The sequence below is a fragment of the Pseudomonas fluorescens genome (assembly GCF_012974785.1).
In the GTDB taxonomy this organism is placed as follows: domain Bacteria; phylum Pseudomonadota; class Gammaproteobacteria; order Pseudomonadales; family Pseudomonadaceae; genus Aquipseudomonas; species Aquipseudomonas fluorescens_BT.
Genome location: NZ_CP027561.1, coordinates 748758 through 771137, shown reverse-complemented (window position 1 = coordinate 771137; position 22380 = coordinate 748758). Strand labels below are relative to the sequence as shown.

Below are 22380 nucleotides of genomic sequence, written 5' to 3'. Positions count from 1 at the left end.
TGCTCCCCCCATTTTTTTTGGCGCTTGACCTTGCCAGCATGGCAAGGTTGATCCTGTAGGCATCCACTACAGGGAGTACGACCGATGTCCGATTCCATCACGTTCGATCTGCCCATCAGCGGCATGACCTGCGCCAGTTGCGCCGGCCGCGTCGAGCGCGCCTTGAGCAAAGTCAGCGGCGCCAGCGCCGTCAGCGTCAACCTCGCCACCGAACAGGCCCGCGTACTGGCACCCGGCGACAGCCTGCCGGCACTGATGGAGGCGGTCGAACGCGCCGGTTACAGCGTGCCGCAGCACACCGTGGAATTGAACATCGACGGCATGACCTGCGCCTCGTGCGTCGGTCGTGTCGAACGCGCGCTGAACAAAGTCCCGGGAGTAAAAAGTGTCAGCGTCAACCTCGCCAATGAACGCGCTCATCTTGAGCTGCTTGGCGCGGTCGACCCGCAAACCCTGATCGCCGCCGTGAGCAAGGCCGGCTATTCGGCCAGCCTCTTCGAACTTGAACACCAGACCGACAATCATCAGCAACGCCTCAACCACGAGCGTTGGGCGTTGATCTGCGCCATCGCCCTCGCCTTGCCGCTGGTGCTGCCGATGCTGCTGCAACCATTCGGCATTCACTGGATGCTGCCGGCCTGGGTGCAATTTGCCCTCGCCACTCCGGTGCAATTCATTTTCGGCGCACGGTTTTATGTGGCCGCGTGGAAAGCCGTCCGCGCCGGGGCCGGCAACATGGACTTGCTGGTAGCGCTGGGCACCAGCGCCGGTTACGGCCTGAGTCTCTATGAATGGGCGACCGCCGCCGGGCGCATGCCGCATCTGTATTTCGAGGCCTCGGCGGTGGTCATCGCGCTGGTGCTGCTCGGCAAATATCTGGAAAGCCGCGCCAAACGCCAGACCGCCAGCGCCATCCGCGCCCTGGAGGCGTTGCGGCCGGAGCGGGCGATTCAAGTCATCGATGGCCGCGAACAGGACGTTGCCATCAGTGCTCTGCGCCTCGGCGATCTTGTACTGGTCAAACCCGGTGAGCGCTTCCCGGTGGATGGCGAAGTGCTGGAAGGTCAGAGCCACGCCGACGAAGCACTGATCAGCGGCGAAAGCCTGCCGGTGCCCAAGCAGCCGGGCGACAAGGTCACCGGCGGCGCGATCAACGGCGAAGGCCGCTTGCTGGTAAGCACTACGGCGCTCGGCGCGGAAAGCGTGCTGGCGCGGATCATCCGTCTGGTGGAAGACGCACAGGCGGCGAAGGCACCGATCCAGAAACTGGTGGATAAAGTCAGTCAGGTGTTCGTGCCGACCGTGTTGCTGCTGGCCCTGGCCACGCTGATCGGCTGGTGGCTGTACGGCGCGCCACTGGAAACCGCGTTGATCAACGCCGTCGCGGTACTGGTGATCGCCTGCCCCTGTGCCCTCGGCCTGGCAACACCCACTGCGATCATGGCCGGCACCGGCGTGGCCGCGCGGCACGGGATTCTGATCAAGGACGCCGAAGCACTGGAACGTGCCCATGAAGTCAGCGCCGTGGTGTTCGACAAGACCGGCACCCTGACCTCCGGCACGCCGCGCATCGCGCATTTCAGTGCGATCGATGGTGACGAAAACGCCCTGCTGACAGCCGCCGGCGCGCTGCAACGCGGCAGCGAACATCCGCTGGCCAAAGCGGTGCTGGACGCCTGTGCCGAACGCCATCTGAGCGTGCCGGATGTCAGCGACAGTCAGTCCCTGACCGGCCGAGGCATCGCCGGCCATCTCGACGGTCGACGTCTGGCGCTGGGCAATCGTCGGCTGCTGGACGAAACCGGTCTGGACGCCGGCACACTGGCGGCGTCCGCCAAGGCCTGGGAAAACGAAGGCCGCACGCTGTCGTGGTTGATCGAGCAAAGTCCGGCGCCCCGCGTACTCGGTCTGTTCGCCTTCGGCGACACCCTCAAGCCCGGCGCGCTGCACGCGGTGCAACAACTGGCGGCGCGAAATATCCACAGCCACCTGCTGACCGGCGACAACCGAGGCAGCGCTCGCGTCGTCGCCGAAGCGCTGGGCATCGAAAACGTCCACGCCGAAGTGCTGCCGGCAGACAAAGCCGCCACCGTCGCCGAACTGAAAAAAACCGGGGTCGTGGCCATGGTCGGCGACGGCATCAACGACGCTCCGGCACTGGCCGCTGCCGACATCGGCATCGCCATGGGCGGCGGCACCGACGTGGCCATGCACGCCGCCGGCATCACCCTGATGCGCGGTGATCCACGGCTGGTGCCGGCCGCGCTGGAGATCAGCCGCAAGACCTACGCGAAGATCCGCCAGAACCTGTTCTGGGCCTTCGTCTACAACCTGATCGGCATTCCGCTGGCGGCGTTCGGCTTCCTCAATCCGGTGCTGGCCGGTGCGGCGATGGCCCTGTCGAGCGTCAGCGTGGTGAGCAATGCGCTACTGTTGAAAACCTGGAAACCCGAGGATCTGGAGGACAACCGATGAACATCGGCCAAGCGGCCCGCCACAGCGGCCTGAGCGCGAAGATGATCCGTTACTACGAGTCGATCGGCCTGCTCAAGGCCGCCCATCGCACCGACAGCGGCTATCGCGTCTACGGCGACGATGACCTGCACACACTGGCGTTCATCAAGCGCTCGCGGGACCTGGGTTTTTCGCTGGAGGAAGTCGGCAAGCTGCTGACCCTCTGGCAGGACCGCCAGCGCGCCAGCGCCGATGTGAAGGCTTTGGCCCGCCAGCACATCGACGAGCTGAATCAGAAGATCCGCGAACTCGGCGAACTGCGCGACACCCTGCAGGATCTGGTCGAACACTGCCACGGCGACCACCGCCCGGACTGCCCGATCCTCAAGGAACTGGCGTCGGGCTGCTGCGCGCAACCCGCCCGCGCCTGAGCAGCAGGAGTTTCATCGACAGCACTGTGGCGAGGGGAATGCCGTGGAACAACAGCACCACGGCACCCGGCGCCCACCACGCATAGAACGGTGCGGCGATCAGCATGCCGACGCCGAACCCGGTCATCTGCAACAGCGTCAGGAAACTGAAAATCGGCAGGCGCAGGGGCTCCGGCTCCCGTTGCAAGCGCGACATCAGGCCGACTTCCGAGAACCCGTCACCCAATCCGGCCGGCAGCGAAAACAGCAACAGACCGACGACGCTGTGCTGCTGGAACATCAGGATGAACCCGCAAGACATCAGCAGCACGCCGCCGAAATAGCGGCGCTCGAGATGGATGTTTTCCGAGCCGTTGAGGCGGCTGGCGATGCGCGCGCCGAGCAGTTTGCCGGCGGCCCACACCGCGAGCATCAGGCCCAGCGTGGTGCTGGCTGAATCCGGCGTGAGCAGTCTGGAAATGATCGGGAAGCCGACGTTGTGCGCAGCGCTGCCAAGAGTGTCGGCCATGGTCACCGCCAACATCGCCGCCACCACCGGAGCGCTGCGCAGGCCTTGCAACAACGCCGACCATTCACCTTGTTTAACACTGGATTCAACCACTGGCTCAGGTGCACTGAACCGCAGCGGCACGATCAACGCCGCCGCCAACAAATAGGTCAGCGCATTCAGCGCGAACACCGTTTCAAAACCAAATCCCGCGACCAGCAACCCGGACACCAGACTGCCGCCGACCATCGCCATGGACGAGGCGGACGTGATCCAGGCATTGGTCTTGAGCAACTGCGCCGACTCGATCAAGCGCGACAACTGACTGTTGAGGCCGATGGCGAACATCGAATTACCGAAGCCCAGACCGAACGCAATCAGCGGCAGCAACAACGCCTGCTGACTGACCGGAACGATCAGCAACAGCCCGAGCACAGCGGCGCGCAGCAGATCGAAGGCAATCAACGGCAAGCGGCCGCTGCATCGGCGATAGAGCGCGGTGCCGATCAGGCTGGCGAAAATCCCGCCGCCCACGCGACTGGCGAGAAAAATCCCCACGCTCATCGCGCTGTTGCTCAGCAGATAGACATAAGTGGCCAGCGCCACCATGTTGAGGAACGCGCCGAAATCGGAAATCAGCCGGGCCGTGATGATCAGCCGGGCATTGCGGGACGTGGTGCTCACAATCAATCCTTGAATGTGTAAAACCCGGCCGAAGCCGGGTTTTCTTTTTCAGATGCTCACTGCATCCACGGTGGCGGAGGCGGTTCGTCGGACTTGCCCTTGGGCTCGTCGTCCGCCGCGCGGATGGCTTGCTTGCGCTCCTCATCCAGACGCGCCGCTTCGATCTCGCGCAGTACCCCGCCGACATCGGCCAGGTCCTCGGGATCGTCGAACTCGCCGGTCAGCACGCTGGCCGGGTGCAATGTCCCCGCTTCGTACAACGCCCACATTTCCTTGGCGTATTTGGTTTTCTTCAACTCCGGGGCGAAGCGGCCGAAGTACGACGCCATGTTGCCCACGTCACGCTCCAGCATGCTGAACGCGTGATTGTTGCCGGCGGCGTCCACCGCCTGCGGCAGGTCGATGATGACCGGGCCGGTCGGTGTCAGCAGCACGTTGAACTCCGAGAGGTCACCGTGCACCAGACCGGTACACAACATCAGCACGATCTGCGAAATCAGGAACGCGTGGTATTCGCGGGCCTGATCCGGTTCCAGCACCACGTCGTTCAGACGCGGCGCGGCATCGCCGTATTCGTCGGCCACCAACTCCATCAGCAGCACGCCTTCAAGGAAGTCGTACGGCTTGGGCACTCGCACCCCGGCATTGGCCAGGCGGAACAGCGCCGCGACTTCGGCGTTCTGCCAGGCATCTTCGGCTTCCTTGCGCCCGAACTTGGACCCCTTGGCCATCGCCCGGGCCTGTCGGCTGTTGCGAACCTTGCGGCCTTCCTGATACTCGGCCGCCTGGCGGAAACTGCGTTTGTTCGCCTCCTTGTAGACCTTTGCGCAACGTAACTGATTGCCGCAGCGCACCACATAAACAGCTGCTTCTTTGCCACTCATGAGTGGACGCAGCACTTCGTCGACCAGACCGTCCTCGATCAGGGGTTCAATGCGTTTTGGAGTCTTCATCAGCTTTTATTGTGGGTCCTTTATTACCAAACACGCGAATGTCACTCGTTATACGGCAATCCTCGCATCACGGGGAGGGGTTGCCGACCTGTGAACCTGTGGATGCACACACTGTGCCGGATCAAATACGTCAATCCATCACCCTTGTATCGACCGCTGCGAATCATAGCCGAGCCCACCGAACTTGTTGTCGCAAGGACTTGAGGGCATTTGCGACAGAATCTGACATCCCGCCGCACACAGCTCGTAAGAATTTTCTCTTCCGGCCTCAATTTCCCTCTCGTGCGGCCGAATTCCTCTGTGACAGAGGAATTTGTCCGACAATCGTTCCCAAAAAAATGTTGATGTCGCACCCAAGGAAACGGGTGAGAAATAGGTTTTTCGGCTGCCAATAACCGCGAGTCATCTGCACTGCGTGGGCCTACAAGAAAATCTGGAGCGCGGATGAACATCAAACAGAAGTTGACCTGGGCGTTTGCAATCATCGCCTGCTTGCCCGTGGTGCTGGTCGCCACGCTGGTGGTACTGAACCTGCGCAGCGATGCCCGGGACGATTTTGTCGACAGCAGCGGGCGCGAGATCCGTCAGGTCAGCAATGCCATGCAGCTTTTTTTCGACGGCATCAGCCAGAACGTCGATTACCTGGCGGCGCAACCATTGGTCAAAAACGCCGACGGCAGCGTGCGCAGCCGCATGAGCGCCAACGCTTCCGACACCTCGGATGGCGAGATCGACAAACAACTGTTTGCACTGTTCGAGGGGCTGGCCAAAGCCCACCCTGCCTACTCCTACGTTTCTTATGGATTGAACAGCGGCGGCTATGCCTTCTGGCCGGGCGATCCGAAGATGGCCAACTACGACCCGCGCACCCGCCCGTGGTACAAGACCGCCATGGCCAACCCGGGCAAGACCCTGCGCACCGAAGCCTATTACTGGGCCGGCGACGACGCGGTTCTGGTCAGCACCGTGCGCGCGGTCGCCAACCAGTTGGGCGCCCAGGGTGGCGTGGTCAACATTGACGTGTCGCTCAAGCAACTGACCGAGATCGTTAAACAGATCAAGCTCGGTGAAAGCGGTTACCTGATGCTGATGGAAAACACCGGCACGGTGCTGGTCGATCCGAAGCAACCGGAGCACAACTTCAAGCGACTCGACAGCCTCGGCGACGGCTACGCGCAACTGGCCAAGGCCGGCAAAGGCCTGGTTGACATCGAGCTCAACGGCGAGCGCTACATGGCCAATGTCTGGCCATCGGAGCAACTGGGCTGGACCTTCATCGGCCTGATCAAACAGAACGAAGTGATGAGCTCGGCGACCCGCCTGACCTGGCTGATCGCAATCATAGCCGCGGTGCTGGCGGTGTTCTTCGCCGTGGTCGGCGCCAGTTTCGCCAGCCTGATCGTGCGCCCGATCCGCAGCGTGGCCAATGGTCTGGAAGGCATCGCCCAGGGCGAAGGCGATCTGACCAAGAACCTCGACATCCGTGGCAGCGACGAAACCGCGCAACTGGCCAACTGGTTCAACCAGTTCCTCACCGCGATTCGCAGCCTGATCCAGCACATCGGCGGCGCGGCCGGGAAAATCCTTGCCACTTCGCAGAGCTCGACCCGAGTCTCCGGCGACATGGCTGAAGCCGCCGGCCGTCAGCGCGAAGCGGTGGACATGGTGTCGACTGCGTTTCACGAAATGGTCGCCACCGCTAACGAAGTCGCCCGCTCGTGCAGCCAGGCGGCGGAGTCGGCCGACAGTGGTCAGCGCCAGGCCCGCGAAGGTCAGCAACAGATCGATGCGGCGGTGCACAGCGTCGATCAACTGAGCCAGGAGCTGGAACAGTCGGCACAGTCGATGCAGCAACTGGAGCGTGACAGCAATGACATCCAGTCGATCCTCGGCACCATTCGTTCCATTGCCGAACAGACCAACCTGCTGGCGCTCAACGCCGCCATCGAGGCGGCGCGGGCCGGTGAGCAGGGGCGTGGTTTTGCGGTGGTGGCCGACGAGGTTCGCGCACTGGCCAAACGCACGGCGGATTCGACGGCGGAAATCGACGGCCTGCTGGGCAACCTCGCCAAACGCACCAGCGCGGTGACCCAGCAGATGCGGGCCAGCCTCGACGTGTCACAGCAATCGGTGGCACGCATTGGCGAGGCGCGGGAAAGCTTTGGGCAGATTCGGGAATCGGTGGATGTGATTCGTGACATGAACACGCAGATCGCGACGGCGGCGGAAGAGCAGCATCAGGTGGCCGAGGACATCAATCGGCACATCAGCCAGATTCATGGTGATGCGCAACTGGTGGCCGAGCTGGCCAATTCGGCGCGGCTGGATTCGCAGAGTCTGGCGGGTTTGTCGAATGAGCTGGATGGGTTGGTGCGCAGGTTCCGGACTTGAGATTGGCGGGCATCCTGAAAAGCGCCCTCACCCCAGCCCTCTCCCTGTATGTACCGGAGACATGGTGAACACATGTTCGGAGACATGGTGGACGGTTTTTAGATCCTCTTACCTGCCGTAACAATCTGCAAGTTCAAGTCGATTCGGGCGATACGATGTCTACTCCAGTAGACATCGTGGATGCCATCCTCCGCTGTTTCCCTGATCGCTATCGACAGCCCGTGAAATGCTTTTCCGATTGAGTATTCACGGTTCCTCCAGTAAATCTCGCCCTTCACCTGGACCTTTCTGACCACATCTCCGTCGGCGTATTCCGGCGCCATTTGCTGCTCCTGATACTCCCGAGGGCTGCTGCTGTAGCGAGTCGCCGGCACCTGCATATCCAGCGCTTGATGAGGACGTTTCTGGTTGTAGACATCACGCCAGATATCAAATGCCTGTTGTGCGCTGTTGAGGTCCGTGAAGTGCCGACCTTGCAGCACTTCACTCTTCAGGCTGCGGTGGAAACGCTCCAGTTTTCCCTGGGTCTGCGGATGATAAGGCCGGGAGTGACCTACCTTGATGCCCTGCCCCATCAGCCAGACTTCCAGCGCGGTATAAACCCCAGTCTGGTCACCCCAGGGCGAACCGTTGTCCATCGTTATGCGCAAAGGCAAGCCGTAACGCCGAAAGACCCGGATTAGATGCTCCTGGACGGTGTCGCGCTGCTCATTGGCGCACGCGGCGATACACATCGAAAACCGCGAGTGATCGTCCAGTATCGTCAATGGATGGCAACGCCCCTGACTCAGGCTGAAATGGCCCTTGAAGTCCATCTGCCAGAGATCGTTGGGCGCTTCATGCTCGAACCGGATAAACGGTTTGATCTCAGCAGCCTTTGGATCAACGCGCGAATGACGCTGTAAAACTGCATGCACAGTACTGACGGAAGGCATCGCTAAACCTTTGTCTTCCAGCACGCGTTTGAGCTTGCGAGCGCCCCAAGCCGCGTACTCCTGACTCACGATCAGAATCTGCTTCTCCACCTCGTCAGCACAACGTTTGGGGGACGTCTTCGGTCGTCGTGACTGATTGTTCAGCCCCTCGGCCCCTGATTTTTCAAACCTGCTGAGCCATTTGTAGGCAGTGCTTGGGCTGATGTTGAATCGACGGCAAAGCTGCCGAACATTGGCCCCTTCTTGCCGAGCCAAAAGCACGAATTCTGTACGTAGCTGCACGGTAGACACCTCTTCCCAAGACACAGGCCATCTCCTTCGCGATGAGCAATGTGTCTATTTAAAAGTGTCCACCATGTCTCCGAACACCTGTCCACCATGTCTCCGGTACATACACTCCCGGGGGAGAGGGAGCCGAATCGGGGATGCTTTAGAAATCCGCCGACATGAAAGAACGTTGTTGAATCCATAATCGACACCGATCTTTCAGGTCGATGTATAACGCCAGACACCTCGGTCAGTCCCCTCTCCCTCCGGGAGAGGGTTAGGGTGAGGGCAAGCTTTTGCTCTTCTAGCGCTCGATGATCGCCGTCACACCCTGTCCGCCAGCCGCACAAATCGAAATCAACCCCCGCCCCTGCCCTGCCGCATCCAGCAACTTCGCCAGGTTCGCCACAATCCTCCCGCCCGTCGCGGCAAACGGATGCCCCGCCGCCAGCGAGCTGCCCTTGACGTTCAAGCGGCTGCGGTCAATCGACCCCAACGGCGCATCCAGCCCCAGTCGGGTCTTGCAGTACTCCGGATCCTCCCAGGCCTTCAACGTGCACAACACCTGCGCGGCAAATGCTTCGTGGATTTCGTAGTAGTCGAAGTCCTGCAAGGTCAGCCCATTGCGCGCCAGCAAACGCGGCACCGCATACACCGGCGCCATCAACAGCCCTTCGGCGCCGTTGACGAAATCCACCGCCGCCGCTTCGCCGTCACGCAAGTAAGCGAGAATCGGCAGGCCACGTTCTTTCGCCCACGCCTCACTGCCCAGCAACACCACCGATGCGCCATCGGTCAGTGGCGTGGAGTTGCCGGCGGTCAGCGTGCCCTTGGCGCTTTTCTCGAAGGCCGGCTTCAGGGTCGCGAGTTTTTCCAGGGTCAGGTCCGGGCGCAGGTTGTTGTCGCGGGTCAGGCCGAGGAATGGGGTCATCAGGTCGTTGTGCCAGCCTTCGCTGTAGGACGCGGCGAGTTTGTGGTGGCTTTCGAGTGCCAGTTGATCCTGTTCTTCGCGAGGAATATTCCAGGTCTGCGCCATCAGCTCGCAGTGCTGGCCCATCGACAGGCCGGTGCGCGGTTCGCCGTTGCGCGGGAATTCGGGGATCAGGTGTTTCGGACGCAATTGCAGGAAAGTCTTGAGCTTGTCGCCAGTGGTTTTCGCGCGGTTGGCTTGCAGAAGAATCTTGCGCAGGCCCTCGCTGACGCTGATCGGCGCGTCCGACGTGGTGTCGACGCCGCCGGCAATGCCGCAATCGATCTGGCCGAGGGCGATCTTGTTCGCCACCAGCAACGCCGCCTCCAGGCCGGTGCCGCACGCCTGCTGTATGTCATAGGCCGGCGTGGCCGGCGACAGGCGCGAGCCGAGCACGCATTCGCGGGTCAGGTTCATATCCCGTGACAATTTCAGCACCGCCCCCGCGACCACTTCGCCCATGCGCTGGCCGTGCAGATTGTAGCGTTCGATCAGACCTTCGAGGGCGGCGGTGAGCATCACCTGATTGCTCGCGGTGGCGTATGGGCCGTTGGAACGGGCGAACGGAATACGGTTGCCACCTATGATCGCGACGCGGCGCAGCTGACTCATGAAAAACTCCTTGTGAAATATCCAGTCTGAAAATCGGGCACTGAAAACCCTGCCGGGCCCCAAAAACACCGGGGGCAAACTACTCTGCTGTTCTAGCGTAGGCCTTATTGCGTGGATCGAACGATTGATTGCCCTTCGCAGTCCACACTTTGAACCCCATCTTCTGGAGAGCGTTCCATGTCTGACCGCTATATCGACTTCGCCAACTCGTCCATCGGCCATCGTCTGGTCGGGGCCCTGGGCCTGCCGTCGCCGGTGCGGCTGGAACGCTGGCAGGCCGGGCGCCTGCGGCCGGTGGACGGTGCGCTGCTGATCGGCGGCGGGCCGCTGGCCGAACGGGTCAGCGCATTCGCCAATCGCCTGACTGACTCGATTTACCGTTACGGCGACCAGCCGGCAACTGCCACCCAATGGATTCCCGGCCATGGCCCGAAACTCAAGGCCGTGGTGTTCGATGCCAGCGATTTGCAGCACACCGACCAGCTAAAGCAGCTGCGCGAGTTCTTCCAGCCGCTGATGAAGAACCTCGACAGCAGCGCGCATCTGGTAATCCTCGGCCGCGCCCCGGAAACCCTGCGCGAACCGTTTGCCGCCAGTGCCCAGCGAGCGCTCGAAGGTTTCTCTCGCTCGCTGGCCAAGGAGTTGCGCAGCGGCGGCACGCTGCAACTGATCTACGTCGGCGAAGGTGCCGAGGATCAGCTCGAAGGGCCGCTGCGGTTTTTCCTTTCGCCGAAAAGTGCGTTCGTCTCCGGGCAGGTGATCAGGCTGACAGCCTGCGCTACCCAGGTCACCGACTGGACGCGCCCATTGGCCGGGCGCAAGGCGCTGGTCACTGGCGCGGCGCGGGGCATCGGTGCCTCCATCGCCGAAACCCTTGCGCGGGACGGCGCCGAGGTGATTCTGCTCGACGTGCCGCCCGCGAAAACCGATCTGGAAGCCCTGGCCGCCCGACTCGGCGGGCGCGCCATCACCCTCGATATCTGCGCCGAAGACGCCGCCGCGCAGCTGATCGAACAGTTGCCGGACGGCCTCGACATTCTGGTGCACAACGCCGGCATCACCCGCGACAAGACCCTGGCCAACTTGACGCCCGAGTTCTGGGACGCGGTGCTGGCGGTCAATCTCAACGCCCCGCAAGTACTGACCAAGGCCCTGCTCGACAGCGGCACCCTGCGCGACAACGCACGCATGATTTTGCTGGCCTCGATCAGCGGCATCGCCGGCAATCGCGGGCAGACCAATTATGCGGCGAGCAAGGCCGGATTGATCGGCCTCGCCCAAGCCTGGGCGCCGACGCTGCTGGAGCGCGGCATCAGCATCAACGCCGTGGCGCCGGGATTCATCGAGACCCAGATGACAGCGCACATTCCGTTCGGCCTGCGTGAAGCCGGCCGGCGCATGAGTTCGCTGGGCCAGGGCGGCCTGCCGCAAGACGTCGCCGAAGCCGTGGCCTGGCTGGCACAACCGGGCACCGGCGCGTTCACCGGGCAGGCGCTGCGGGTCTGTGGACAAAGTGTTCTGGGGGCTTAGGCATGAGCATCGAATGGCATACGTTGCACCAGGAACCGAGCCTGCCAGGACTGTATGTCCGGGCGGCGACCCGGCGCAAAATCACCGGCACCACCTTGCCCGACAGCGGCTTGCGCTGCGCCGTCGAGGTAAATGGCAAACGTCTGGCGGCCTACCGCAAGGTCTGCGGTTTTGCCGATGACGGCCTGCTGCCGCCAACTTATCCACACGTCCTGGCGTTTGCGTTGCAGATGCAATTGCTCACGGCCAAAGACTTTCCATTCCCGCTGCTGGGGCTGATTCATCTGAGCAACCGCATTCGCGTACTGCGGCCGATGGGCGGGATCGGTCGGGCGCAGGTCAGCGTTCGGGTCCACAACCTGCAACCGCATCCGAAAGGCGCGACGTTCGAGCTGCTGACCACCCTCGACGATCAGCTTGGCCCACTCTGGGAGGCCGAAAGCCAGATGCTCTGCCGAGGCGTGAGGCTGGAGGGCGAAGCGCTCGAACAGACGTGGGAACCCACACTGCCACTGATGCAGGTGGCGCAGTGGAAAGCCCCGGCGGACATTGGCCGGCAGTACGCCAAAGTCTCCGGCGACTACAACCCGATCCACCTGAGTGCCGCCAGTGCCAGGCTGTTCGGCTTCCCCACCGCCATCGCCCACGGCTTGTGGAACAAGGCCCGTACGCTGGCTGCACTGGCTGATCATCTGCCACGGGCCAACCTGGAAATTGCTGTGTACTTTCGCAAGCCGGTGCGCCTGCCGAGCGAAGTATCGCTGTTCGCCAGCGCTGCGGGATCCAGCGGTGAATTACGTCTGATCGGTGCCGGGGATCTGGAACATATGGTCGGCCACTGGCAACCGATTGCCTGAGTCGACGCACCGCGCCAGTCGCTACCCCGCTCCTGGCGGGGTGCGATCCGCCCCGCGAAACATGATTAATTGTGTGTATATAACTTAAGTTTTTTTCCCCGCCATCCACTTCCTTGCCAAACACCCGGCCTTGATTCTCAAGGCTTTTTTTGCGCGCTTATATCCTCGGCATTAGTCGCTAAGCTGCAGATTCACCCCTCTATATAAAGGCATTAATACCAACTCGAGAATGGCATGAATCCAACCTTGCGATTGATATGAGCACAACGGGCGAAGGCATTGCCGACAACAGAATCGGTGAGCCATCGAAGACAACGAACGTTGTGACAGGTGCAAGGAATTACCCTCATGAAAACTCAAATGTGGTGCAAATCGGCAACAGCGCTGGCATTGATTCTCTCTCTTGGACTGACGGGCTGCAGCAGCGGCGGTGGCGGTCATCACAGCAGTTCCGGCAGCTCTTCACCGGACAGCTCCACCGCAGGCACTGGCGGAACAGGCGGAACATCAGGCACCGGGACCGGCACTGCCGGCACTGATAACGGAACGGGAACAGGTACCGGAACTGGAACTGGAACTGGAACTGGAGCTGGAACTGGAACTGGAACCGGAACCGGGGCGGGCAATGGCGGCACTGCGGGCACCGGCGGGACCGGCGGGACCGGCACAACGAATCCGACCAATCCCACGGACCCGACCAACCCGACGAATCCAACCGATCCGACCAATCCCACCAACCCGAGTACTCCTTCACCCCTGGTCACCTCGACCCTGGTGCAAGACGTTGGCAACACCGTCGCAGGCGTCGGCAGCGGCGTCGGCCAGGTCGGTGACTCGCTCAGTGGCGTACCTGTGGTCGGCGGGGTTGTGCAAAGCGCTGCCAAAACCGCCGGCAACGTCGTGACCACACTGGGTGACGGCGTAGCCAACGGAATCGGCAAACTGGGTACGACCGATAATGGCCTGGGCGTGACAGCGTCGGCCGTCGGCGGCGTGGTGCAGGATGTCGGCAACGGTGTGTCCGACCTGAGCGGCCAACTGGCGAATGCCACAGGCAGCGTTCCGGTAGTCGGCGGCGTGGTCACCAAGGTCGCGCCGCTGCTCGGTGGTGTCGGTGAAAAAGTCACCATGATCGGCGACACCCTCAGCACAGCGACCACCACCGGCCCCCTCGGTTCGCTGACCAAAAACGTCGGCAACAACCTGGTGCCGGTGATCGCCATGGTCGAAAGCACCACCGACAGAATCGGCAGCACCACGGGCCTGGGTGTGCCGTTGAACGGGATCGTTCAGAAAGTCGGCAGCACCGTCAACGGCGTGGGCAACAATGTCACCGCGGCCGGCAATGGCAATGCCTTGACCAACACCGTCGGCGGTGCACTGAGCAACGTCGGCACCACGGTTGGCAAGGTCGGCGGTGTAGTCGACAACGGCACCGGATCGGGAACCGGCGCCGGTAGCGGCCTGGGCAACAATGGCCTGCTGCAGACTGTCGGCGGCGCGGTGGCCAATGTCGGCACCGGGCTGACGGCCGGCAACGGCACACTCAGCGCACCCGGCGGCGTACTCGCATCGACTGGCAACACCGTGGCGTCGCTCAACACCGTGCTCGGCGGTTCGGGCACACCGATCACCGCACCCACCACACCACTGGCAACCCTGGGCAACAACGTCGGCAGCGGGATCGCTCCCGTCACTACCGCCGTCACCGGTCTGACCCAGAACGTCGGCAGTACCACCGGGCTCGGCGCTCCGGTCGCCAGCGTCACCAGTCAGGTGGGCGGCGCGGTCGGCAATCTGGGCAGCACCCTTGCGAGCACCAACAGTAACCCGGTCGTGACCGCTGTCGGCAACACCGTAACCACCGTGGGCAACACCGTCACCGCCGTCGGCGGACTGGTCAACGGCGGCACAGCGACCGGCGGCACTGGCACAGGCGTGGGCGCAGGCCTGGGCGGTGTTCTCGGTGGCCTGACCGGCGCCCTGGGCGGCAACAAACCCTGAATTGCACCTGGCCGATTCGACGGCCTAACCTACAGCGCCTACGCTTGGTTGAGGGCGGAAGATTCCCACGAGTCTTCCGCTTTTTTCTCAGGAAAACCCTGCCTGGTGCTGCGGTTTGAACATGGAGTGTCCTATGCGCGTAATGGCATCCCTGCTGTTCCTCAGTCTCAGTTCCTCTGCCCTCGCCGACACCCTGCCCAGCTTTCTCAACAGCAATGAAACCATTCGCAATTTGCCGGTGCCGAATCTGCCGGCCGATGCTTACCGGCCGAACGCTGCGCCGCTGCAAGTCCCGGAGCCCGGTGCCGCAGCGACCGAACCGCTGAAGATGGGCACGAAGATCAAACTGAAAACCGTGCAGATCGAAGGGGGCACGCTCTACCCGCTCAACGAACTGGCGGAAGTCTTCAAACCCCTGATCGGTCACGAACCCAGCCTTGCCGATCTGATCGAAGCCACCCGCACCATCACCCGGCGCTACCAGAACGACGGCTACCTGTTGTCCTATGCCTTCTTGCCGCAACAGACTTTCGAGGGCGGAGTGGCGCGGGTGGTGCTGGTAGAAGGCTACGTGCGGGACGTTGAGGTTCAGGGCGATATCGGCCGGGTCAAAGGCCTGATCGATAGACTGGCAGCGAAAATCCAGGCTGAACGCCCGCTGACCCGCAAGACCTTCGAACGCTATACCACGCTGATGACCCGCATCCCTGGCGTCACGCTCCAGGCCCAGGTGCCGCCACCCGGCACCACCGACGGCGCGACCACGCTGCTCGCCCAGGCCAGCCGCAAACCGTTCACCAGCACCCTGAGTACCACCGAAGACAACCGCAACGGCACTCAGGCCTTGTTGGGCGTAAGCAGCAACTCCCAGACGTCGATGGGCGAACAATTGACCCTCAGCGGATTGTTTCCGCCCGGGAAGGACCACGAGCATTACTACCGTCTGGACTACAGCCAGTTCCTCGATGACGAAGGCACGCAACTGAGCCTGTCGGCTTCACGCTATCGCGCCGACCCCGGCACCAACGTGCTGCTGAACAACGGCCTGGAACTCAAGCCCCACCGTGAGAACGACCGTTACTCGATCGGTTTCAGCCTGCCGCTGATTGCCGCCTCGAATGAACTGCTGACGGCCGGAGCCCGTCTGTACGCGGTCAATGACAAGACCCGCTACAACGTCATCGGCTACCCGCTGAGTGTTGAAGAACGCACCGATGTCCGCGCCCTCGCCTTCGAAAGCGACTGGCGCAAGGCCGACGCCCGGCAACTGCGGATTCTCAGCGGTGGTGTGTATCAGGGGCTGGACAGCATGGGGGCGCACACCAACAACAGCGCCATCGATCTCAACTTCCTGCGCCTGCGGCTTTCCGGGGTGCAGAGCGACAAGTTCTTCGACAACTGGCAAGGCGTGCTTTCGGGTGCACTGTACTGGACCGACGACACCCTGCCCGACAGCGAGCGCGCGGTGTTCGGCGGGCAGAATTTCGGCCGCGGCTACCCGGACGATCAGGCATCCGGCGACAAGGGCTGGGGCGTGGCCTACGAGATCAACTACAGTTTCAACCGCGACGGCAACTGGGTGCGCATCCTGCAGCCCTATGTCGTGCTCGACCGCTCCCGCAGCTGGTTCAATCAATTGCCGGTGCAGGCCAACAGCTTGTCCTCGGCGGCCGTGGGTCTGAGGTTCGGCGATGCCAAGTACTACAACATCGCCCTGGAAGCGGCCAAACCGATGTCGGATGAAGCGCTGGACACGTTCAATCGCCGGCCGCGCTACAGCGTCAGTTTCAGTTATCAGCTGTAGTCGGCCGGCTTCGCATTCACCCAGGGCTTGGGAAACAGGTTGTCGAGGGTTTCCAGCAACCGCACGTGATAGATCGGCTTGCGAAACAGGTCCAGCACCTGCAACCGCAGCATGTCGCTGACATCCTCCATGTCCGCATGCCCCGAGGTCACGATCACCGGCAAGTGCTGGCGCGAAGTGTGTTCGCGCAGCCGCTTGATCAGCGACATGCCGCTCTCCTCCGGCATGCGCAGGTCGGTGATCACCAGGGCGATATCGGGATGACGGGTCAGGTGATGCAGGGCGAGTTTCACCGACGTCGCGGTATGACAGACGAAGCCCTCGCCCTCCAGCAACTCCGCCAACTCCAGCAACGCATCCTCTTCATCGTCAACCAGAAGCAACTGTTGGCGGGGCAGCGAGGAAGCAGTCATGGGTCAATCCCTGAAAAACTGAAGGTGGAATCGAGTGTAGTGCGAGATTCGCCACCCATCGAGTCAGGGTAACTGCGTCGGCGCAGTCTGTGCCGTGCCACCCAAGGCCACGAGGATGTTGTTGAAGATCGCCAGCACCTTGGCGCCTACCGACGTCACGAACACCACCACCACAATGGCGACCATTGCCACCACAATTGCATACTCGATGGCCGACGCGGCTTCGGTGCTTGCCAGGAACGAGCGGGCACGCAACATCAGGTATTCGAAGAACATGGACATTCTCCTTCATGCCCGGGTCTTCCGGGCACCGGAAAGCCAATGATCAGGGCAATGCCTGCGCGCTTTCTCTCAGCGCCAGACAGGCATCGACAGAGGGAAGGGAAATTCGGTCAAGGTATGCCGGGTTTGGTCGGGGCCGTGCCACCCAGCGAGGTCAGTATCGCGCTGAAAATGTTGAAGACCTTGGTGCCCATTGGCGTCACGAACACCACGACCACCACCGCTACCATCGCCACCACGATCGCGTACTCGATAGCCGAAGCCCCTTCGTCACTTTTGAAAAACAGTCGTGCCCTGGCCAGCAGATAATCGAGAATCATACGTCCACTCCTTTGCGCTCCTGGCGCCGATGTCGCTACAGCGGCAAAGCTTCCACCGTGCCATCTGAGCATTGTCAACAAAGCCCCCGTCAACAACTGTAAGAACGGATTAATCACAAAGGATTAATTGCATCGTCGCTTCCCTCATTTCGACTGCTAATTGGCCAACCCCCATACTTTCGTAGGTTATTTGCCCGCCAGTAATGGCGTTTTGGCTTGTTTCAGCTAGCGTGGAAATAGCGAAATAGTTGGATGTTCATAGCTGCCTGATTGCGATGTTCCCTTGGTAGGAAGTGCGGGCTGGTAGTGCAGCAGGAAAGGGAGAGCCGTCATGAACAGTCGTGTCACCATGGGCCTTGCCGCCGTGCTTCTGCTGGGGGCCATCATTGTCGGCTACTGGGGCCTGGTGCTCAGCCGGCAACCGGCGCCAGTTGCCGAGGCACCTGCGCCAGCGGTGGTCACCGTCGAAAAAACCGTCGCCGCCGCTGAAGACCAGACCCGCCAACCCGTCGTGGTGCTGGTGCGCGATGTCCCTCCATTCACGCCCCTCACTGCTGCCGACCTGGCCGTTGAAAAACTGCGCAGTGCACCTGCCGGCAGCCTCGGCACAATCGAACAGGCCGTGGGTCGCACACCGTGGCGCCATCTGAGTGCCGGAACCTGGCTCAACGATGAAAGCTTCGAGGCCGGCGGAACGCTGGCGCGCATGATCCACAAAGATGAACGCGCACTGGCAGTGTCGGTCGATGAAGTCATTGGCGCGGCCGGACAATTGATTCCCGGTGATTACGTCGATGTGCTGTTGTTCCTGCGCCAGGACGCCAGCAACCCGCAGCAGTCGGCGCAGATTGTGGTGCCGGCCATGCGCGTGCTGGGTGTCGGCGAGCAATACGGCCTGACCAATGATGGGCAACCGTCTGCTCCCGCGTTGAGTGCCGACGACAAGCTCAAACAGGATCAGCGCCGGCTCACGGCGCGCACGGTGGTGCTGGCAGTACCGGAACAACTGCTGAGCCGGATGATGCTCGCCACCCAGGTCGGCACCTTGCGCCTGGCTGTGCGCAGCAGTGAAGAACAGCGCCTGGCCAAGTATTGGGCCGGCGAAAATCAGGCTCCGGACAAACTGGTCGCCGCCAACAGCCAACTCTTCCAGTTCACCCAGCTTGCGCTGGGCGCTGCGCCGAAAGTCCCGTCCGGCGGCGAGCACAGCGGCGCAGCGCGGCCTGCGGTGGAAGTGATTCGCGGCAATCAGATCACCCAACAGAATCCATGACTGAGCAAGGATCCAAGTGCATGCAGAGTCGTTCCTGGCCGACCTTCAATCCCCTGCTCCGGGCCTTGCTGCTGATGGGACTGTCGATCAATGCCGCGCAGGCGGCGACCGGCAATTGCTCGGCCCTCGGCCGCTTGCCACCGGTGATCGAAGTCAACGAAGGCTGGCAAAAGGATCTGCAATCGCCGGTGGCAATCACGCGCCTGGCCATCGGCGATCCGAAAATCGCCGACGTGCACGCCACCGGCAACGCGTCGTTCCTGGTCACCGGTATGGCCCCCGGCGCCACCAGCCTGATGGTCTGGACCGGCTGCTCCAGCGAGCCGCGTCAGAGCATGGTGTTTGTCCAGGGCGCCGCCACCGGGGCGCTGACCGGCACGGGCTCACCGCCTGCGGAGGATGCGCTGCTGCCTTCGCAAGTGCAGACCGATATCCGCTTCGTCGAAGTCAGCCGCACCAAACTCAAGCAGGCCTCGGCCAAACTGATCGGCACCCGCGGTAATTTCCTGTTCGGCTCCCCCGGGACACTGCCGCCCATCGATGGCGTGCCGCAGCCGCGACTGCCGGTGGATAACTCGCTGTTCAACTTCTCCTGGATCGGCGGCAATACCATGGCGATCATCAACGCCCTGGAGGGCAGCGGCTTCGCCTACACCCTGGCGCGGCCAAGTCTGGTGGCGCTGAACGGGCAGAGCGCGAGCTTCCTCGCCGGTGGCCAGATCCCGATCCCGGTACCCAGTTCCGGCAGCGACAGCGTATCCATCGAATACAAGGAGTTCGGCATCCGCCTGACCCTGACGCCGACCATCATCAGCCACGACCGCATCGCCCTGAAAGTCGCGCCGGAAGTCAGCGAACTGGACTTCAGCAATTCCGTGCAGATCGCCGGAACCACGGTACCGGCCCTGACCATCCGCCGCACCGACACCAGCATCTCCCTCGCCGATGGCGAGAGCTTCGTCATCAGCGGACTGATCAGCACCAGCAACAGCTCCCAGGTCGACAAGTTTCCGGGGCTCGGCGATATCCCGGTGCTCGGGGCGTTTTTCAAGAGTTCACAGATCAAACGCGAAGAGCGTGAACTGTTGATGATCGTCACCCCGCATCTGGTGCGTCCACTGTCGGCGGAAGCGCAACTGCCTTCGCTGCCGGGAGAAAAACTGCGCAACTACGACCCGAACTTCTATCGCATGTTCTTCATGGAAAACGGCAACTTCGACAAGCGCAGCGGGTTGTCCCAATGAGCCAGAGCATGAGCCAGACCTTTCTCGCCATCACCCGCAACAGCACCGATCTGGAATGGCTGCAAAGCGCTCTCGCGCCCCTGGGGCAAGTAGTCAGCGCCGGTACGGGCAGCCTCGATGAATTGCTCGCGCTGGTGGATGTCACCTTCGCCAGCCTGGTGTTCGTCGGCCTCGACCGTGAACACGTGGTGGCCCAGAGCGCGCTGATCGAAGGTGCGCTGGAGGCCAAGCCGATGCTGGCGATCGTCGCCCTCGGCGACGGCATGGACAATCAGTTGGTGCTCAACGCCATGCGCGCCGGGGCACGGGATTTTGTCGCCTACGGTTCGCGCTCCAGCGAAGTCGCGGGGCTGGTACGCCGCTTGAGCAAACGCATGCCGCCGGTGACCCACACCACGCAGTCGGGCGGGCTGACGGTTCTGTACGGTGTGCAGAGCAGTTCCGACGGCGCGTTGCTGTCCAACCATATGGCGCTGGTGGTGCAAAAGAGCGGGCAACAGACGCTGCTGCTGGACCTCGGCCTGCCCCGTGGCGACAGCCTGGCGCTGTTGGGTCTGGAAAGTTCGTTCCACTTCGGCGATGCCCTGCGCCACTTGCGCAGGCTCGACGCGACGCTGATCGACAGCGCCTTCACCAGCGCCGAAGCGGGTCTGCGGATTCTGGCCTATGCCGACACTGACGAGCCACTGGAGAGCACCAGCGCCGCCGAGCTGTACATGTTGCTCAGTGCCTTGCGCCAGCACTTCCAGCACATTGTCGTGAACCTCACCGGCCAGCCTGACAGCGAAGCCTTGCGCACCTTTGTCAGCCATTGCGACAAGCTGATCTGGTACACCGACCAGAATGTGCTCGATTGCCGGCGCAACCTGGCGGTGTTCAATCTGTGGCGGGAAAAAGGCATGAAACTCGATCACGGACGGCTGTTGGTCGACCGCTATCTGAGCAACGTCGCGCCGGATGCGGACACCCTCGGCAAGACCTTCAATCTGGAAGTGATCGCGGTGCTGGCCCTGAGCCCGGAGCTGCGCATGAACGCCAAGAACCAGGGTGTGAGCCTGTTTGAACTGGCCCCCCGGGAGAAACTCACCCAGAGCCTGCGGGCGCTTGGCGAGCGTCTGGCCAAACGCTCCGAAGGCCTGACCAAACCCAGAATCACCTGGTTCGACCGGTTGCGAGGCAGCTCATGAGTCCGGAAAAACTCTTCGGTGCCCCTGCTCGCGGTCAGTCGGGCAACACCGACCACGAAGGTCTGAAACTGGTCCTGCATCGCTACATCATCGATGCCATCGAGGAGTCCGGGAAAAACCTGCTGGAAGGTTCTCGGCAGTTGCTGGCGCAGTTCGTCACCGACAAGGTCGCTGAGTACATCGCCCGTCTGCACCTGGCGATTTCCCGTTACGAGATGGAGCGCCTGGCGGAAGAGATCGTCGATGAACTGACCGGTTTCGGCCCGCTGGAGGTGTTGCTGCGCGACAGTGCCGTGACCGAGATCCTGGTCAACGGCCCGCATCGGGTATTCGTCGAACGCGACGGCGTACTGCACCAGAGCGACTTGCGCTTCATCGACGCGCACCACGTCGAACGGGTCATGCAACGCATTCTGGCGCCGCTCGGGCGACGGCTGGACGAGTCGTCGCCGATGGTCGACGCACGCCTGCCCGACGGTAGCCGGGTCAACGCGATCATCCCGCCGATCGCCCTCGACGGGCCGTGTCTGTCGATTCGGAAATTCCGCAAGGACATGCTCAAGAGCAGCGACCTGATCGCCATGCAGACCATCGACCTGGCGATCTTCGATTGCCTGCAGGACGCGGTAGGCAAGCGCTGCAACATTTTGATCAGCGGCGGTACCGGTACCGGCAAGACCACGCTGTTGAACATTCTCAGTCAGTTGATCAACCCCCACGAGCGCCTGGTGACCATCGAGGACGTCGCCGAATTGCAGCTCGGTCATCCGCACGTGGTGCGTCTGGAAACCCGGCCGCCGAACGCCGAAGGTCATGGCGAGGTCAAGGCCAGCGACCTGATCCGCAACGCCCTGCGGATGCGCCCGGACCGGATCATTCTCGGCGAAATCCGCGGCGTCGAAGTGCTCGACGTGCTCACGGCAATGAACACCGGTCACGACGGTTCGATGAGCACGGTCCACGCCAATAACGCCCAGGATGCGTTGCTGCGGCTGGAAACTTTGGTCGGCCTGACCGGGCGCACCGTGGCCGAACGCACCCTGCGGCAGATGATCTGCGCGGCGCTCGACGTGATCATTCAGCTGACCCGCATGCCCGACGGCCGGCGCTGTGTCAGTGAAGTGGTGGAAGTGGTCGGCGTGCGCGAAGACGTCTACGTCACCAACACTTTGTTCCGCCTCGATCGACGCACCGGGTTCGGCTTCCTGCGCGAAGCGGTCAATCCGGCCGGCGACAAGTTGCGGCACGAGTCGAGTCTGGGCTGAGCGCATGGAGCCTTCGT

General features: G+C 62.3%; 18 protein-coding genes and 1 pseudogene. 12 read left to right on the top strand and 7 right to left on the bottom strand.

Annotation, left to right across the window (positions count from 1 at the left end):
- Positions 1-84: 84 nt before the first annotated feature.
- Positions 85-2475 carry a heavy metal translocating P-type ATPase gene (locus tag C6Y56_RS03315; RefSeq protein WP_169428715.1) on the top strand — a complete coding sequence of 797 codons (2391 nt, stop codon included), beginning with the start codon at positions 85-87 and terminating at the stop codon, positions 2473-2475.
- Positions 2472-2885: a Cu(I)-responsive transcriptional regulator gene (gene cueR, locus C6Y56_RS03310; protein ID WP_007958485.1), complete on the top strand. Its 414-nt coding sequence runs from the start codon at positions 2472-2474 to the stop codon at positions 2883-2885. The genes C6Y56_RS03315 and cueR overlap by 4 nt, the downstream gene beginning before the upstream one ends.
- Here the strand turns inward: cueR and C6Y56_RS03305 are convergent.
- Positions 2839-4056: an MFS transporter gene (locus tag C6Y56_RS03305; RefSeq protein WP_169428714.1), complete on the bottom strand. Its 1218-nt coding sequence runs from the start codon at positions 4054-4056 to the stop codon at positions 2839-2841. The genes cueR and C6Y56_RS03305 overlap by 47 nt on opposite strands.
- A 56-nt stretch (positions 4057-4112) precedes the next feature.
- Complete coding sequence (locus tag C6Y56_RS03300) at positions 4113-5009, bottom strand: PA4780 family RIO1-like protein kinase (RefSeq protein ID WP_011332300.1); 897 nt, start codon at positions 5007-5009, stop codon at positions 4113-4115.
- A 444-nt stretch (positions 5010-5453) separates the two neighbouring features.
- Between C6Y56_RS03300 and C6Y56_RS29505 the strand changes: the two are divergent.
- A pseudogene (locus C6Y56_RS29505) lies at positions 5454-6494 on the top strand (cache domain-containing protein); the annotation flags it as partial.
- Between the two features lie 138 nt (positions 6495-6632).
- A complete protein-coding gene (locus tag C6Y56_RS29500) occupies positions 6633-7400 on the top strand; it encodes a methyl-accepting chemotaxis protein (protein WP_371850984.1) in 768 nt (255 codons plus the stop codon).
- Between the two features lie 98 nt (positions 7401-7498).
- Here C6Y56_RS29500 and C6Y56_RS03290 read toward each other — a convergent pair whose 3' ends face one another.
- On the bottom strand, positions 7499-8641 hold the full coding sequence (locus C6Y56_RS03290; protein WP_169428712.1) for an IS481 family transposase: 1143 nt from the start codon (positions 8639-8641) through the stop codon (positions 7499-7501).
- 265 nt (positions 8642-8906) lie between these two features.
- Complete coding sequence (locus C6Y56_RS03285) at positions 8907-10184, bottom strand: acetyl-CoA C-acetyltransferase (RefSeq protein ID WP_169428711.1); 1278 nt, start codon at positions 10182-10184, stop codon at positions 8907-8909.
- A gap of 177 nt (positions 10185-10361) precedes the next feature.
- On the opposite strand from C6Y56_RS03285, the gene C6Y56_RS03280 reads away from it, so the two are divergent.
- The 4 genes from C6Y56_RS03280 (at position 10362) to C6Y56_RS03265 (ending at position 16379) form a co-directional block, all read left to right on the top strand.
- The gene (locus tag C6Y56_RS03280) at positions 10362-11714 is read left to right on the top strand and encodes a 3-oxoacyl-ACP reductase (protein WP_169428710.1); all 1353 of its coding nucleotides are present in this window, start codon (positions 10362-10364) and stop codon (positions 11712-11714) included.
- Positions 11715-11716: 2 nt separating this feature from the next.
- The gene (locus C6Y56_RS03275; protein WP_169428709.1) at positions 11717-12571 is read left to right on the top strand and encodes a MaoC family dehydratase; all 855 of its coding nucleotides are present in this window, start codon (positions 11717-11719) and stop codon (positions 12569-12571) included.
- Between the two features lie 348 nt (positions 12572-12919).
- Positions 12920-14575: a collagen-like triple helix repeat-containing protein gene (locus C6Y56_RS03270; RefSeq protein ID WP_169428708.1), complete on the top strand. Its 1656-nt coding sequence runs from the start codon at positions 12920-12922 to the stop codon at positions 14573-14575.
- Positions 14576-14708: 133 nt separating this feature from the next.
- Positions 14709-16379 (top strand): ShlB/FhaC/HecB family hemolysin secretion/activation protein, encoded by a 1671-nt coding sequence (locus C6Y56_RS03265; RefSeq protein ID WP_169428707.1) that lies wholly within the window; start codon positions 14709-14711, stop codon positions 16377-16379.
- Here C6Y56_RS03265 and C6Y56_RS03260 read toward each other — a convergent pair.
- The 3 genes from C6Y56_RS03260 to C6Y56_RS03250 all read right to left on the bottom strand — a co-directional run bounded on the left by C6Y56_RS03260 (position 16370) and on the right by C6Y56_RS03250 (position 17394).
- The gene (locus tag C6Y56_RS03260) at positions 16370-16792 is read right to left on the bottom strand and encodes a response regulator (RefSeq protein ID WP_169428706.1); all 423 of its coding nucleotides are present in this window, start codon (positions 16790-16792) and stop codon (positions 16370-16372) included. The two genes, C6Y56_RS03265 and C6Y56_RS03260, sit on opposite strands and share 10 nt — an antisense overlap.
- A gap of 63 nt (positions 16793-16855) precedes the next feature.
- A complete protein-coding gene (locus C6Y56_RS03255) occupies positions 16856-17068 on the bottom strand; it encodes a Flp family type IVb pilin (protein WP_169428705.1) in 213 nt (70 codons plus the stop codon).
- 116 nt (positions 17069-17184) lie between these two features.
- Positions 17185-17394 (bottom strand): Flp family type IVb pilin, encoded by a 210-nt coding sequence (locus tag C6Y56_RS03250; RefSeq protein ID WP_169428704.1) that lies wholly within the window; start codon positions 17392-17394, stop codon positions 17185-17187.
- 331 nt (positions 17395-17725) lie between these two features.
- On the opposite strand from C6Y56_RS03250, the gene cpaB reads away from it, so the two are divergent.
- Genes cpaB through C6Y56_RS03230 form a run of 4 tightly spaced genes read left to right on the top strand, consistent with a single transcriptional unit; the run spans position 17726 to position 22363 of the window.
- Positions 17726-18667, top strand: a complete 942-nt coding sequence (gene cpaB / locus C6Y56_RS03245; RefSeq protein ID WP_169428703.1) for a Flp pilus assembly protein CpaB — start codon at positions 17726-17728, stop codon at positions 18665-18667.
- A gap of 20 nt (positions 18668-18687) precedes the next feature.
- Positions 18688-19911, top strand: coding sequence for a type II and III secretion system protein family protein (locus tag C6Y56_RS03240; RefSeq protein WP_169428702.1), 1224 nt, complete (start codon positions 18688-18690; stop codon positions 19909-19911).
- A complete protein-coding gene (locus C6Y56_RS03235; RefSeq protein WP_169428701.1) occupies positions 19908-21098 on the top strand; it encodes a pilus assembly protein in 1191 nt (396 codons plus the stop codon). Before C6Y56_RS03240 ends, C6Y56_RS03235 begins: the two co-directional genes overlap by 4 nt.
- The gene (locus C6Y56_RS03230) at positions 21095-22363 is read left to right on the top strand and encodes a CpaF family protein (RefSeq protein ID WP_169428700.1); all 1269 of its coding nucleotides are present in this window, start codon (positions 21095-21097) and stop codon (positions 22361-22363) included. Before C6Y56_RS03235 ends, C6Y56_RS03230 begins: the two co-directional genes overlap by 4 nt.
- Positions 22364-22380: the final 17 nt, after the last annotated feature.

What these genes read in the sequence shown, in the direction of transcription:
- C6Y56_RS03315 (WP_169428715.1), top strand. Translation starts at nt 85, where the DNA reads ATGTCCGATTCCATCACGTTCGATCTGCCCATCAGCGGCATGACCTGC.
- cueR (WP_007958485.1), top strand. Translation starts at nt 2,472, where the DNA reads ATGAACATCGGCCAAGCGGCCCGCCACAGCGGCCTGAGCGCGAAGATG.
- C6Y56_RS03300 (WP_011332300.1), bottom strand. Translation starts at nt 5,009, where the DNA reads ATGAAGACTCCAAAACGCATTGAACCCCTGATCGAGGACGGTCTGGTC.
- C6Y56_RS29500 (WP_371850984.1), top strand. Translation starts at nt 6,633, where the DNA reads ATGGCTGAAGCCGCCGGCCGTCAGCGCGAAGCGGTGGACATGGTGTCG.
- C6Y56_RS03285 (WP_169428711.1), bottom strand. Translation starts at nt 10,184, where the DNA reads ATGAGTCAGCTGCGCCGCGTCGCGATCATAGGTGGCAACCGTATTCCG.
- C6Y56_RS03280 (WP_169428710.1), top strand. Translation starts at nt 10,362, where the DNA reads ATGTCTGACCGCTATATCGACTTCGCCAACTCGTCCATCGGCCATCGT.
- C6Y56_RS03275 (WP_169428709.1), top strand. Translation starts at nt 11,717, where the DNA reads ATGAGCATCGAATGGCATACGTTGCACCAGGAACCGAGCCTGCCAGGA.
- C6Y56_RS03270 (WP_169428708.1), top strand. Translation starts at nt 12,920, where the DNA reads ATGAAAACTCAAATGTGGTGCAAATCGGCAACAGCGCTGGCATTGATT.
- C6Y56_RS03265 (WP_169428707.1), top strand. Translation starts at nt 14,709, where the DNA reads ATGCGCGTAATGGCATCCCTGCTGTTCCTCAGTCTCAGTTCCTCTGCC.
- C6Y56_RS03260 (WP_169428706.1), bottom strand. Translation starts at nt 16,792, where the DNA reads ATGACTGCTTCCTCGCTGCCCCGCCAACAGTTGCTTCTGGTTGACGAT.
- C6Y56_RS03255 (WP_169428705.1), bottom strand. Translation starts at nt 17,068, where the DNA reads ATGTTCTTCGAATACCTGATGTTGCGTGCCCGCTCGTTCCTGGCAAGC.
- C6Y56_RS03250 (WP_169428704.1), bottom strand. Translation starts at nt 17,394, where the DNA reads ATGATTCTCGATTATCTGCTGGCCAGGGCACGACTGTTTTTCAAAAGT.
- cpaB (WP_169428703.1), top strand. Translation starts at nt 17,726, where the DNA reads ATGAACAGTCGTGTCACCATGGGCCTTGCCGCCGTGCTTCTGCTGGGG.
- C6Y56_RS03240 (WP_169428702.1), top strand. Translation starts at nt 18,688, where the DNA reads ATGCAGAGTCGTTCCTGGCCGACCTTCAATCCCCTGCTCCGGGCCTTG.
- C6Y56_RS03235 (WP_169428701.1), top strand. Translation starts at nt 19,908, where the DNA reads ATGAGCCAGAGCATGAGCCAGACCTTTCTCGCCATCACCCGCAACAGC.
- C6Y56_RS03230 (WP_169428700.1), top strand. Translation starts at nt 21,095, where the DNA reads ATGAGTCCGGAAAAACTCTTCGGTGCCCCTGCTCGCGGTCAGTCGGGC.